The organism is Streptomyces sp. NPDC001852 (assembly GCF_042891825.1).
In the GTDB taxonomy this organism is placed as follows: Bacteria; Actinomycetota; Actinomycetes; order Streptomycetales; family Streptomycetaceae; genus Streptomyces.
This window is the reverse complement of the sequence record NZ_JBIATN010000028.1, coordinates 55,094-67,805: the sequence shown is the minus strand read 5'-3', so window position 1 is coordinate 67,805 and position 12,712 is coordinate 55,094. Positions and strand designations below refer to the sequence as shown.

Sequence of the window (12,712 nt, the reverse complement as noted above, 5' to 3'; positions counted from 1 at the left end):
TTCCGCGTGCGCGGGCGGCTCAGTCCAGCCAGTGGCTGCGGCCGATGCTGATGAGCCGCATCTGCCGGATGGCGAGCCGGGTGACGCGCTCCCGCTCCTCGGCGGGGGCGTCCAGGGCCTCCAGGAACAGGGATGCGGTGACGAGCATCTGGTCGACGTAGAGGTGCGCGAGCATCAGCAGGTCGTCGTCGCTCCAGCCGGCGGCCTCGGGATCCTTGGCCAGCTCGGACTTCACCTCCTCGGCGAACCGGGCGAGCTGGTCGCGGATGGCCTCGCGCACCGGCTGCACGCCGCCGTGCCGTTCGCGGGCGATGAAGCGGACGTGCGCGGGGTACGCGTCCACGTGCCGGGCGATCAACTCGATGGCACGCGAGATGCGTTCCGCGCTGTCGCCCGTCGTGGACACCGTCGTCCGCACCATCGGGTGCAGGCTGCCCAGCGCCTCGTCGACCAGCGCCACACCGAGGTCGGCGGTCGAGCGGAAGTGCCGGTAGAACGCGGTCGGGGCGACGCCGACGGCCCGGGTGACCTCGCGCAGGCCCAGGCTGCTCAGGCTCTGCTCCTCCAGCAGCGCGAGCGCCGCGTCGAGGAACGCCTGCCGGGTCTTCTGCTTCTGCGCCTGCCGGATGCCGAGGGTGTGACTCATGTCATCCAGTTAACAACTGTTCTCTGGAATTGGGAAGCCGGGAGGCGCGCTAACATAGAAGTCAGTGAACAACTGTTACTACAACTGTTCACCGAAACTTCACACCGGCCCGATACGAGGTATCTCGGAGGGGGGATCTCATCCCATGCTGTTCCTCGTCGCCGCACTCATGCTGCTCGGTGTCGTGCTGGGCACCGTCGCCCACGCGCCGCTGACCGTCACCGCCGCCGTCGCCGCCGTCATCGCCGTCTGGCTCGCCGTCTTCGCGATCCGCGAGCGCGTCGGCCGCCGACGCCGTACGCAGGCCAACTGACCGTCCGCCACGACTTCCAGGAGCTGAGCACCATGCAACTCACCGCACCGGTCACGAGCGCCGACGACACCCGCCCGGCCGCGCGCGACGCCGACGGCATGGCCGTGGCGTCGTTCATCCTCGGCCTTCTCGGCCTGCTCGTCCTCAACATCTTCCTCGGCCCGATCGCCATCGTCCTGGCCGCCGTCTCCTTCTGGCGCGGCACCACCCGCCGCGGCCGGGCCCTGCTGGGTCTGACCCTGGGAGTGGCCGACCTGGCCGTCCTGGCGATCGCGATGCAGGTCTCCCACACGCTGTCGTGGAGCCTGTGACCCGACGAACCGCCACCTGACCGGCCCGCACAGCCCCGAGGACGACGGGGCGCCGGCCGGGCCGAGATCCGAGGGAGCGTCACCGCCACCACCGTCCTGGGACGGCCGACCCGCCACCGCCGTTCCCGCCGCGGGCAGCAGAACTGCCACCCCGGGTGCAGCCGAGGCAAGGCGCCCCCGGCCCACAGCAGCCTCGCGGCCGAGGCGAGCCGCAAAGGGGCCGTAGAATCAGGGCACCATGGCTTACCTCGACCACGCCGCGACAACCCCGATGCTCCCGGAGGCGGCAGAGGCCCTGACCGCCCGGTTGAGCATCACGGGCAACGCCTCCTCCCTCCACGCATCCGGGCGGCAGGCCCGCCGCACGGTCGAGGAATCCCGCGAAACCCTCGCCGAAGCGCTCGGCGCCCGCCCCAGCGAGGTCGTCTTCACCTCGGGCGGCACCGAGGCCGACAACCTCGCGGTGAAGGGCCTGTACTGGTCCCGCCGTGCCGCCGACCCGGCCCGCACCCGCGTCCTGGCCAGCCCCGTGGAGCACCATGCCGTGCTGGACGCCGTCCACTGGCTCGGCGAGCGCGAGGGCGCGACGGTGGAGTACCTCCCCGTCGACTCCTACGGCCGTGTCCACCCCGACGCCCTGCGCGAGGCCCTCGCCCGCAACCCCGACGACGTCGCCCTGGTCACCGTGATGTGGGCCAACAACGAGATCGGCACCATCCTGCCGGTCCGCGAACTCGCCGAGGCGGCCGCCGAGTTCGGCATCCCGATGCATGCCGACGCGGTCCAGGCCGTCGGTCAGGTCCCGGTCGACTTCGCCGCCTCCGGCCTCGCCGCGATGACCGTCTCGGGTCACAAGATCGGCGGCCCGTACGGCATCGGCGCGCTGCTGCTGGGCCGTGACCAGACCCCCGTGCCCGTCCTGCACGGCGGCGGCCAGGAGCGGCACGTCCGCTCCGGCACGCTCGACATCCCCGCCATCGCGTCCTTCGCCGTCGCCGGCCGGCTCGCCACCGAGCGGCGGGAGTGGTTCGCCCGGGAGATCGGCGCCCTGCGTGATCAGTTGATCGCGGCCGTCAAGAGCGCCGTCCCGGATGCGATCCTCGGCGGTGACCCGGCGCCCGAGGGCCGTCTGCCGGCCAACGCGCACTTCACCTTCCCCGGCTGCGAGGGCGACTCCCTGCTGCTTCTGCTGGACGCCCAGGGCATCGAGTGCTCGACCGGTTCCGCCTGCACCGCGGGTGTCGCCCAGCCCAGCCACGTCCTGCTCGCCACCGGCACCGACCCGGACCTGGCCCGCGGCACCCTGCGCTTCTCCCTCGGTCACACCTCCACGGAGGCGGACGTCGAAGCGGTCGCCAAGGCGATCGGCCCGGCGGTGGAGCGCGCCCGGGCGGCGGGTCTCAGCTGAGACAAGAGGCGACCTACGAGGCGGGTTCCCTTCGCCGGCATTGTCCGGATCAGGTTATGGGGGTCGCCTTCCGGTTCAGTCCAGTCCTTGCAACTGAGTCCTTCAGGCCTCTCAGCCCGAGCGTCGATGTCGGCACCAGCGGAAACGGTGTTCCTCTCTTCCAAGGAGAACAGGTATCTCTCGCTGAAGTCGGCTACTCCGCTTGGGCTCCCTCACTCGTCTCGTAGGCCTGAAACCAGGATAGAACGGCTCTTACCGGACAAAAAAGGGCCTGGACCTTGATTTTTTTCCAGATATCGCTCCCAGTCCCGGTGCGGCCCCGGATCGGTGTGTGCAGTGGGCCGCCGCGCCGTGCGCCGGGCCCTGGAAGACCTTCACCGCGCTCGCGCAGTCGCCCTGCGTGACATGGATGACGACCCGGTAGCAGCCACCACAGGTGCGTCAGCTCCTCACGGGCCGGCGCGCCGCCGACGAGCAGGGCCCGCCGCCCCAGCCGCCGGTTCCCCGTCGCTCGCAGCCGTCCCCTGTGCCGCCCCCATGTGATCGTGAACGGATGTCCGGCGCCCCCGGTTCCCGCGGCCCCGTACCCTGGAAGGGCTATGACTGAGATCCCGCAGCGCCCCCTCCGCGTCCTCGCCGCCATGTCCGGTGGAGTCGACTCCGCCGTCGCCGCCGCGCGCGCCGCGGAAGCCGGCCACGACGTCACCGGCGTCCACCTCGCGCTCTCCGCGAACCCGCAGTCGTTCCGGACCGGCGCGCGGGGCTGTTGCACCATCGAGGACTCGCGTGACGCCCGCCGCGCGGCCGACGTCATCGGCATCCCCTTCTACGTCTGGGACCTCGCCGACCGCTTCCGCGAGGACGTCGTCGAGGACTTCATCGCCGAGTACGAGGCAGGACGCACCCCCAACCCGTGCCTGCGCTGCAACGAGAAGATCAAGTTCGCCGCGCTGCTGGACAAGGCGCTGGCACTGGGCTTCGACGCGGTCTGCACCGGTCACTACGCCAAGGTGATCGTGAACGAGGACGGCTCCCGCGAACTGCACCGCGCCTCCGACATGGCGAAGGACCAGTCGTACGTCCTCGGTGTGCTGGACGACAGGCAGCTCGCCCACGCGATGTTCCCGCTCGGCGACACCGTCACCACCAAGGAGGAGATCCGCGCCGAGGCCGAGCGCCGGGGTCTCGCGGTCGCCAAGAAGCCCGACTCGCACGACATCTGCTTCATCGCCGACGGCGACACCCAGGGCTTCCTGGCCAGGCGGCTCGGCAAGGCGGAGGGCGACATCGTCGACGAGTCCGGCACCAGGCTGGGCACGCACGAGGGCGCGTACGGCTTCACCATCGGCCAGCGCAAGGGCCTCAGGATCGGCACCCCGGCCCCCGACGGCAAGCCCCGCTACGTCCTCGACATCTCCCCGGTCACCAACACGGTCACCGTCGGCCCGGCCGCCGCCCTGGACGTCACCGCCCTCACCGCGATCAAGCCCCGCTGGTGCGGCACCGCCCCCACCGGCCCCGGTACCTACACCGCCCAGCTGCGCGCCCACGGCGGCGAGACCGAGGTCACCGCGGAGCCGGTCGACGGCGAGCTGCGCGTGCGCTTCACCGAACCGGTCCGCGGCGTCGCCCCCGGCCAGGCGATCGTCCTGTACGACGGCACGCGCGTGGTCGGCTCGGCGACGATCGCCTCGACCACGCGCGCGACAGCCGCCGCGGTGTAGGCACGCCCACGCGTGCGGCGGCCGACGGGGTTTCGTGCCTGGCGTGCGGCGGCCGCCGCGGGTGTGGGCGCGCCTAGCCGGCCACGAACTCCGCGAGCACCGGCCCCAGGACATCCGGCTCGACCATGTGGGTCTGGCCCGCCAGCTCGCGGTACGCGCTGTCCGGCACCGCCCTGGAGATCTCCCGGCTCGCCTCACGCATCCACTCCGGGCTCGCGCCGCCCGCGACCGCCAGCACCGGCACGGAGATCGCGGCGAGCCGGTCCCGGGGGAGCAGACCGTCACCCATGACCGTGTCGTCGTACGCCAGACTCGGCGCGACGGCCTCCATGCCGGCCCACATCGGCGACTGGCGGGCGCCCCGGATCACCTCCTCGGCCAGGCCCGTCAGCCGCAGGAACAGCTCCACCGCGTCCCCGCGCCGGCCCTCCGCGAGCGCCTTGCCGAGCTGCTCCTTGTACGTGGCCTCCCGCTCGGCACCGCCCGGCAGGTAGTCCGCGTACGGCACCTCGTACACGGCGGCCCGGCCGGCCGGCAGCCCGCTCGCCACCGCCTCGAGCACCAGCGCGCCGCCCGAGGAGACCCCGAACAGCGCCGCCTCGCCCCCCACGGCGTCGATCAGCGCGGCCAGGTCCTCGACCTCGCGCTCGACCGCGTACGGCTTCGTGTCACCGCTCTCGCCGCGGCCCCGGCGGTCGTAGACGACGGCCGTGCAGCGGTCCGCGATGCGCTGCGCCAGGGGCGCCACGGTGCCGCCGGTGGACATCGCGCCGCTCACCAGGATCACCGTCGGCCCCTGACCGGTCACTTGGTACGCGAGGGGGGTGCCGTCCCGCGAAGTCGTCTTCTTGTCCATGTCGGTGCAGACTGCCGTACCGGCACGGACTCATCGCTCACGACACGTCGACGTCGTAGAAGCAGAAGTGATCCTTGATCTCCGCCACCCCCGGCTTCGGGTCCGGGTACGCCCACACCAGGTCCGGCGCGTCCGGCAGCGACCAGTAGGACGCGGTGCCCTTGAAGGGGCACACGGTGTGCGTCTCGGAGGGGGTCAGCAGATCGAGGCGTACGTCCTCGGCGGGGATGTAGTACCGCTCCGGACAGCCCGTCTCGCGCAGCACCAGCCCCCGGTCGGTCTCCGCGAGCACCTGGTCGCCGTGCACCACGCGCACGTGCCGCTCGCTCTTGTCGATGGTGATCGTGTGTCCTTCGGCCATACAGGGACAGCACCGGCGGTCCCGTACTTCTTCCCGCCCGGTCACGCCCCTGTGGCGGGGCCGTACGGTAGGGGCCATGAACATCTGCGTCTTCCTGTCCGCCGCCGACCTCGACGAGCGGTACACGCGCCCCGCGCGCGAGTTCGCCGAACTCCTCGGCAAGGGCGGCCACACGCTCGTCTGGGGCGGTTCCGACGTCGGTCTGATGAAGGTCGTCGCGGACGGGGTGCACGAGGCGGGCGGCAGGCTGCTGGGCGTGTCCGTGGAGTTCCTCGCCAACAAGGCGCGCCCGGGTGCCGACGAGATGGTCATCGCCGCCGACCTCGCCGAACGCAAGAAGCTGCTGCTCGAGAAGGCCGACGCCGTGGTGATCATGGTGGGCGGCACCGGCACGCTGGACGAGGCCACCGAGATCCTGGAGCTGAAGAAGCACGGCCGCACCGACAAGCCGGTCGTCCTGCTGAACACCGCGGGCTTCTACGACGGCCTCAAGCAGCAGTTCCGCCGCATGGAGGACGAGGGCTTCCTGCCCCGTCCGCTGTCCGAGCTGGTGTTCTTCGCCGAGGAGCCGGTAGGGGCGCTGGCCTACCTGGAGGAGCAGCTCGGCGTCCACTGATGCGAGCATGGCGGGCATGGCTACTCATGTGATCACCGGGGCCGGTTCCGGCATCGGCGCGGCCGTCGCCCGCCGTCTGCACGCGCGCGGGGAGGAACTGTGGCTGCACGCGCGCGACGCGGGCCGCGCGAAGGAACTGGCGGCCGAGTTCCCCGGCGCCCGCACCCTGGTCGGCGACCTCGCGGACCCGGACAAGCTGTCCTGGGCGTTCTCCCACCAGACGCTCCCGGACCGGGTGGACTCCCTCCTGCACGTCGCCGGTGTCGTCGACCTGGGCGAGGTCGGCGACCTGACCCCCAAGTCCTGGCGCCACCAGCTGAACGTCAACCTGATCGCCCCCGCCGAGCTGACCCGGCACTTCCTGCCCCAGCTGCGTGCGGCCCGCGGCCATGTGATCTTCGTCAACTCCGGCGCCGGCCTCAACGCCCACGCGGGCTGGTCCGCGTACGCCGCCTCCAAGCACGGCCTGAAGGCCCTCGCCGACTCCCTGCGCCACGAGGAGCACGCGAACGGCGTCCGGGTCACCTCGGTCTACCCCGGCCGCACGGCCAGCCCCATGCAGGCCAAGGTCCACCAGCAGGAGGGCAAGGAGTACGACGCCTCGCAGTGGATCGACCCCGAGTCGGTCGCCACGACGATCCTGATGGCCCTCGACCTGCCCCTCGACGCGGAGGTCAACGACCTGACGGTGCGCCCGGGGCGCTGACCCCGGCCGGGGGGTTCCGTAGGCTTCCCTGGTGAGCGAAAACAGCCAGTTCAGGTTCGCCGGGGCCACCGGCGTCGGGTCCATGCCCGGTGACGACGCCCGCGAGGCCGCCAAGACCGTCACCGGCAGCTTCGAGGACTTCCCCTTCCTGCCCGAACTGCCCGCGCGCGGTCCCGGCGCCGACATGGTCGGCCGTACCGCCGGGATGCTCGTCGAGCTGTACGCGCGCGTGGAGCCCAGCGGCTGGCGCATCGGGGACCGGCCGGGCCGGGACACCAAGCGGGCGCGGTCCTGGCTGGGGGAGGACCTGGACGCCCTGGAGGAGTTCACCCAGGGCTACGAGGGTGATCTGAAGGTGCAGGCGGTCGGGCCGTGGACGCTCGCCGCCGCGCTCGAGCTGAAGAACGGCGAGGCCGCCCTCTCCGACCCGGGCGCCTGCCGTGACCTCGCCGCCTCCCTAGCCGAGGGCCTGCGCCTGCACCTCGCCGAGGTCCGGCGGCGCGTCCCCGGCGCCCGGCTCGTGCTCCAGCTCGACGAGCCCTCCCTCACCGCCGTCCTGCGCGGACAGGTCCGCACCGCCAGCGGCTACCGCACGCACCGGGCCATGGACCGGCAGCTCGTGGAGGCCACCCTGCGGGATGTCATCGGGGCGCACGGCGACGGTCCCGTGATCGTCCACTCCTGCGCCCCCGACGTGCCGTTCGCCCTGCTGCGGCGGGCCGGCGCGGCCGGTGTCTCCTTCGACTTCTCGCTGCTCACCGAACGTGACGACGACGCGATCGGCGAGGCCGTCGAGGGCGGCACGCGGCTGTTCACCGGTGTCGTGCCGGGCACGGACGGCCCGTTGTCAGACCCTGCCGGTAGCGTCATGGGTGTCAGGACGCTGTGGCGCAGGCTGGGGCTGCGTCCGGGGCTGCTCGCGGAGGCGGTCACGGTCACCCCGGCGTGCGGTCTGGCGGGCGCTTCCCCCGCTTACGCACGCCAGGTCCTCGCCCACTGCGTCCGGGCGGCGAGATCCCTCGCGGACAACCCAGAGTAACGGGAGGACAACACGGTGGCCGGCGACAAGCAGCAGGCGGAGACGGCAGTGCCCGCCGAGGCACGTGACAAGCACGCGCAGCTCGCTGAGCAGATCGAGGAGCACCGCTTCCGGTACTACGTGAAGGACGCTCCCGTCATCAGCGACGCGGAGTTCGACAAGCTCCTGAAGACTCTGGAGGGCCTGGAGGGGCAGTATCCGGAGCTGCGCACCCCGGACTCGCCCACCCAGAAGGTCGCGGGGTCGTACGCGACGGAGTTCACCGCGGTCGAGCACCGCCAGCGGATGCTGTCCCTCGACAACACCTTCAACGACGACGAGCTGGCCGCCTGGGCCGAGCGCATCGCGCGCGAACTGGGGGACCAGGACTACCACTTCCTGTGCGAGCTGAAGGTGGACGGCCTCGCGGTCAACCTCACCTACGAGAACGGCCGGCTCACGCGCGCGGCCACCCGCGGCGACGGCCGCACCGGTGAGGACATCACGCCCAACGTGCGTACGATCGCCGAGATCCCGGACCGCCTCGGCGGCGACGAGGTGCCCGACCTCGTGGAGATCCGCGGCGAGGTCTACTTCCCGATGGAGAAGTTCCTCGAGCTGAACGAACGCCTGGTCGCCGCCGGTGACAAGCCGTTCGCCAACCCCCGCAACGCCGCCGCCGGTTCGCTGCGCCAGAAGGACCCGCGGGTCACCGCCACCCGCCCGCTGCACATGGTCGTCCACGGCATCGGCGCCCTGGAGGGCTTCACGGGCATGACCCGCCTCTCCCAGGCCTACGACCTGCTCAAGACCTGGGGCCTGCCCACCTCCCCGCACAACCGCGTGGTCGACGGCCTCGACGGCGTACGCGAGTTCATCGCCCACTACGGCGAGAACCGCCACTCCGTGGAGCACGAGATCGACGGTGTCGTCGTCAAGCTCGACGAGATCCGCCTCCAGGGCCGCCTCGGCTCCACCGCGCGTGCGCCCCGCTGGGCGATCGCCTACAAGTACGCGCCGGAAGAGGTCAACACCAAACTCGTCGACATCAAAGTGGGCGTCGGCCGCACCGGCCGGGTCACGCCGTACGCCCAGGTCGAGCCGGTCACGGTCGCCGGCAGCGAGGTCGAGTTCGCCACCCTGCACAACCAGGAGGTCGTCAAGGCCAAGGGCGTCCTCATCGGCGACACGGTCGTGCTGCGCAAGGCCGGTGACGTCATCCCGGAGATCCTCGGCCCGGTGGTCGACCTGCGGGACGGCAGCGAGCGGGAGTTCGTGATGCCGAGCGAGTGCCCCGAGTGCGGCACGGCGCTCAGGCCCATGAAGGAGGGCGACATCGACCTCCGCTGCCCCAACGCCCGCACCTGCCCGGCCCAGTTGCGCGAGCGCGTGTCGTACCTCGCCGGCCGTGAGTGCCTGGACATCGAGCACTTCGGCGCGGTGGCCGCCGCCGCGCTCACCCGCCCGCTGGAACCGGCCGACCCGCCGCTGGTGGACGAGGGCGACCTGTTCGACCTGACGGTGGAGAAGCTGCTGCCCATCAAGGCCTACGTCCTCGACCCCGACAGCGGTCTGCCCAAGCGGGACCCGAAGACGGGCGAGGAGAAGGTCGTCACGGTGTTCGCCAACCAGAAGGGCGAGCCGAAGAAGAACACCCTCGCGCTGCTGGAGAACATCGAGGCGGCCAAGTCCCGCCCGCTCGCGCGCTTCCTGAACGGCCTGTCCATCCGGCACGTCGGACCGGTCGCCGCGCAGGCCCTCGCCCGCGAGTTCCGTTCCGTCGACCGCATCGAACAGGCCACCGAGGAAGAGCTCGCGACCACCGACGGCGTCGGCCCGATCATCGCCGCCGCCCTCAAGGAGTGGTTCGCCGAGGACTGGCACCGCGAGATCGTCCGCAAGTGGAAGGCCGCCGGAGTTCCGCTGGAGGACGCCTCGACCGGCGAGGACGAGGGCCCGCGCCCGTTGGAGGGGCTCACGGTCGTCGTCACCGGCACCCTGGAGAACCACACCCGCGACGGCGCGAAGGAGGCCCTGCAGAGCCGGGGCGCGAAGGTGACCGGATCGGTCTCGAAGAAGACCTCGTTCGTCGTCGTGGGTGACAACCCCGGATCGAAGTACGACAAGGCCATGCAATTGAAGGTTCCGGTCCTGAACGAGGACGGTTTCGGCGTCCTCTTGGAACAGGGACCCGAGGCGGCGGCCGAAGTCGCGCTTACGACCGAGTAGTAGCGGTTGAAGGCCACCCGATCGGCGCATATCAGTTGCATACGGGTGGCCCGGGCGCTTTCGGGCAACCGTCGACGACCGGTGCCCGTGGAAGCCTTCCGCGGCCTACTGTTGAGATGTGCACCTGCCGTGCCCAGCTGCGGTTGGGGCATCTCCGTGCGCTCCCGGCGTGCGGGGAAGGTTTCTTCAACGCGGAGCTGCTGATGGCTGTCGGACATCGGGCCGCGTGGCGTGGGCACCGCCGGCTGTGAGAGGGACGGGAATGGAACCGACCGAGAGCGTCGCCCCGGACTCACGGCTGCGCCTGCGCCGTCGCGCGGGCACCTGGTGCGCGACCCGATGGACGGCGCGGGGCCACGGCCGCACGGGCGGCCGGGCCCGCGCGACCGGACCGGGCACCGCCGCCGACGCCCACCCGCCCATACCCGTGGCCATCGAGCCCGCCCCCGCCCTGACCGGTGCCGACGCCGATCCCGAACGGCACCTGACCTGGCCCACCCTGCCCGCGGTCGTCGTGGCCGCCGCCGCGTTCGTCCTCGGTGCCGGTTTCTACCGCGCCTTCACCGGCCACCACGCCCTGTTCCCGAGCGGCACCGTCGGCTGGTCGCTGGCCCTGCTCACCGGCGTCATCGTCGGCCACCTCGTCATGCTGGGCCGCGCCCGCTGGTGGCGCGGCACCGGCTCCGGCGCCGCCCTCACCCTCGCCGTCCTGCTCCTGTACGGCTGGGTGCCCGCCGGCATGGTCAGCCTCACCGTCGTCGTCCTGGTCGGCATCGCCCGGCGCCACCACGTGCGGCAGGGTGTGCTGCACGGCGCGGTGGACATCCTCGGCATCGGCGCCGGCGCGCTGCTGCTCGGCGCGTTCGGCCGCGTCCCGAGCGTCGAGTCGCCCTGGCGGCCCGACAGCTGGAGCTTCGCCGCCGCGCCCGAGGTGGTCCTCGCCGCCGTCGCCTACCTCGCGGTCAGCCGCGGCCTGCAGTGGTACCTCTACGCCCCGCGCGGCGGCAAAGTGCCCACCGTGGCCCGCACCGCCCTGGTGAGACAGGGCCTGGTCGCCGTCGCGCTGCTCGGCATCGCACCGCTGCTGTGTGTCGTCGCCGACGCCGGGCCGGTCCTGCTCCCGCTGTTCGCCATCCCGCTCATCGCCCTGGACTCCACCCTGTGGATGGCACGCGCGCGCGCCGAGGAGCAGCTGCGCGACCCGCTGACCGGACTGCCCAACCGGCAGTGGCTGCTGGAGCGGATCTGGACGGCCCTCGACGACGCCGAACGCATCGGCGCCCGTTCCGCCCTCATGCTGATCGACCTCGACCGTTTCCGGTCGGTGAACGACACCCTCGGTCATCTCGCCGGTGACCGGCTGCTGCTCCAGATAGCCGACCGGCTGCGGCTCGCCCTGCCGCGCGGAGCGGAGGCCGCGCGGCTCGGCGGCGACGAGTTCGCCGTCTTACTGCCCGTAGCCGACTCCACCACGTCGGCCACCCGCGTCGCCCGCGGCCTCGTCGCCGCGCTCAGCTCCCCGCTGGACCTCGACGGCCTCACCCTCGTCCTGGAGGCCAGCGCCGGCGTCGCGGTCTTCCCCGACCACGCCCTGGACGCCGAAGGGCTGCTGCGCCGGGCCGACGTGGCGATGTACCAGGCGAAGAGGGACCGTACGGGCGTCGAGGTGTACGAGTCCAAGCGGGACTCCAACACCCCCGACCGGCTCGGCCTCCTCGGGGATCTGCGCCGGGCGCTGGACGCGCACGAGGTGCAGCTGCACTACCAGCCCAAGGTGCGCTTCGACGGTCAGGTGGCCGGCCTGGAGGCGCTGGTGCGCTGGGTGCATCCCGAGCGCGGGAAGGTTCCGCCGGACGAGTTCATAGCGATCGCCGAATCCTCCGGGCTGATGCCCCATCTGACCGAGTACGTCCTGGAGACCGCGCTCGCGCAGGTCGCCAAGTGGCGCGCGCAGGGGCTGCGGGTCCCGGTCGCCGTCAACGTCTCCCCGCGCGATGTCCACACGCCCGGCTTCGCGGGGTCGGTCGCCGCGCGGCTGGCCCGGCACGGGGTCCCTGCGGGGGCCTTGCAGCTGGAGATCACCGAGCATGTGCTGCTGGAGGATCCGCAGCGGGCCGCGGACACCCTCGCCGGGCTGACCGGGCACGGCGTGAAGATGTCGCTGGACGACTTTGGCACCGGATATTCGTCGCTGGTGCACCTGCGGCGGCTGCCGGTGAGCGAGCTGAAGATCGACCGGTCGTTCGTGGCGCGGCTGGCGGTCGACGCGGAGGATGCGGAGATCGTGCGGTGCACGGTGGATCTCGCGCATTCGCTCGGTCTTCTCGTCGTCGCCGAGGGCGTGGAGGACGACGAGACCTGGGAGCGGCTGCGCGACCTCGGGTGTGACGCCGTTCAGGGATGGCTCGTGGCCGCGGCGATGCCGCCCGAGGAGACGACGGCGTGGTTGCGGGCGCGGGGGTCCCGTGGCTGGCAGCGGCCGCGCGCAGCGTTGCCCGCGGCCGAGTAGTTCTCTCTCCCCCCG

The 12,712-nt window shown here is 71.9% G+C and carries 12 protein-coding genes, 1 pseudogene and 1 riboswitch; of the genes and pseudogenes, 9 read left to right on the top strand and 4 right to left on the bottom strand.

Going from position 1 to position 12,712, the window contains the following annotated elements; genetic code table 11:
- Positions 1 to 19: 19 nt before the first annotated feature.
- A complete protein-coding gene (locus ACFYZB_RS35900; RefSeq protein WP_388765653.1) occupies positions 20 to 646 on the bottom strand; it encodes a TetR family transcriptional regulator in 627 nt (208 codons plus the stop codon).
- 145 nt (positions 647 to 791) lie between these two features.
- Here ACFYZB_RS35900 and ACFYZB_RS35895 point away from each other — a divergent pair, with 145 nt between their 5' ends.
- The 3 genes from ACFYZB_RS35895 to ACFYZB_RS35885 all read left to right on the top strand — a co-directional run bounded on the left by ACFYZB_RS35895 (position 792) and on the right by ACFYZB_RS35885 (position 2,678).
- Complete coding sequence (locus ACFYZB_RS35895; RefSeq protein WP_351212732.1) at positions 792 to 959, top strand: hypothetical protein; 168 nt, start codon at positions 792 to 794, stop codon at positions 957 to 959.
- A 32-nt stretch (positions 960 to 991) separates the two neighbouring features.
- A complete protein-coding gene (locus ACFYZB_RS35890; RefSeq protein ID WP_351212734.1) occupies positions 992 to 1,270 on the top strand; it encodes a DUF4190 domain-containing protein in 279 nt (92 codons plus the stop codon).
- Between the two features lie 238 nt (positions 1,271 to 1,508).
- Positions 1,509 to 2,678 carry a cysteine desulfurase family protein gene (locus ACFYZB_RS35885; RefSeq protein ID WP_388765651.1) on the top strand — a complete coding sequence of 390 codons (1,170 nt, stop codon included), beginning with the start codon at positions 1,509 to 1,511 and terminating at the stop codon, positions 2,676 to 2,678.
- 9 nt (positions 2,679 to 2,687) lie between these two features.
- Positions 2,688 to 2,902, bottom strand: a riboswitch (TPP riboswitch).
- Positions 2,903 to 3,014: 112 nt separating this feature from the next.
- On the opposite strand, the pseudogene ACFYZB_RS35880 reads toward ACFYZB_RS35885, so the two are convergent.
- A pseudogene (locus ACFYZB_RS35880) lies at positions 3,015 to 3,222 on the bottom strand (N-acetylmuramoyl-L-alanine amidase); the annotation flags it as partial.
- A gap of 55 nt (positions 3,223 to 3,277) precedes the next feature.
- On the opposite strand from ACFYZB_RS35880, the gene mnmA reads away from it, so the two are divergent.
- Entirely contained in the window at positions 3,278 to 4,402 is a 1,125-nt protein-coding gene (mnmA, locus tag ACFYZB_RS35875; protein ID WP_388765649.1) for a tRNA 2-thiouridine(34) synthase MnmA, read from the top strand.
- 73 nt (positions 4,403 to 4,475) lie between these two features.
- Here mnmA and ACFYZB_RS35870 read toward each other — a convergent pair whose 3' ends face one another.
- Positions 4,476 to 5,258, bottom strand: coding sequence for an alpha/beta fold hydrolase (locus tag ACFYZB_RS35870; protein WP_388765648.1), 783 nt, complete (start codon positions 5,256 to 5,258; stop codon positions 4,476 to 4,478).
- A 37-nt stretch (positions 5,259 to 5,295) separates the two neighbouring features.
- The gene (locus tag ACFYZB_RS35865) at positions 5,296 to 5,619 is read right to left on the bottom strand and encodes a DUF427 domain-containing protein (protein WP_388765645.1); all 324 of its coding nucleotides are present in this window, start codon (positions 5,617 to 5,619) and stop codon (positions 5,296 to 5,298) included.
- 76 nt (positions 5,620 to 5,695) lie between these two features.
- Between ACFYZB_RS35865 and ACFYZB_RS35860 the strand changes: the two genes are divergently transcribed.
- The 5 genes from ACFYZB_RS35860 to ACFYZB_RS35840 all read left to right on the top strand — a co-directional run bounded on the left by ACFYZB_RS35860 (position 5,696) and on the right by ACFYZB_RS35840 (position 12,697).
- On the top strand, positions 5,696 to 6,235 hold the full coding sequence (locus tag ACFYZB_RS35860) for a TIGR00730 family Rossman fold protein (RefSeq protein ID WP_388765643.1): 540 nt from the start codon (positions 5,696 to 5,698) through the stop codon (positions 6,233 to 6,235).
- A gap of 7 nt (positions 6,236 to 6,242) precedes the next feature.
- A complete protein-coding gene (locus ACFYZB_RS35855) occupies positions 6,243 to 6,941 on the top strand; it encodes an SDR family oxidoreductase (RefSeq protein ID WP_388765641.1) in 699 nt (232 codons plus the stop codon).
- Positions 6,942 to 6,972: 31 nt separating this feature from the next.
- Positions 6,973 to 7,980 (top strand): methionine synthase, encoded by a 1,008-nt coding sequence (locus tag ACFYZB_RS35850; RefSeq protein WP_388765639.1) that lies wholly within the window; start codon positions 6,973 to 6,975, stop codon positions 7,978 to 7,980.
- A 15-nt stretch (positions 7,981 to 7,995) separates the two neighbouring features.
- The gene (gene ligA / locus ACFYZB_RS35845; protein WP_388765637.1) at positions 7,996 to 10,188 is read left to right on the top strand and encodes an NAD-dependent DNA ligase LigA; all 2,193 of its coding nucleotides are present in this window, start codon (positions 7,996 to 7,998) and stop codon (positions 10,186 to 10,188) included.
- A gap of 262 nt (positions 10,189 to 10,450) precedes the next feature.
- Entirely contained in the window at positions 10,451 to 12,697 is a 2,247-nt protein-coding gene (locus ACFYZB_RS35840; RefSeq protein ID WP_388765634.1) for a putative bifunctional diguanylate cyclase/phosphodiesterase, read from the top strand.
- Positions 12,698 to 12,712: the final 15 nt, after the last annotated feature.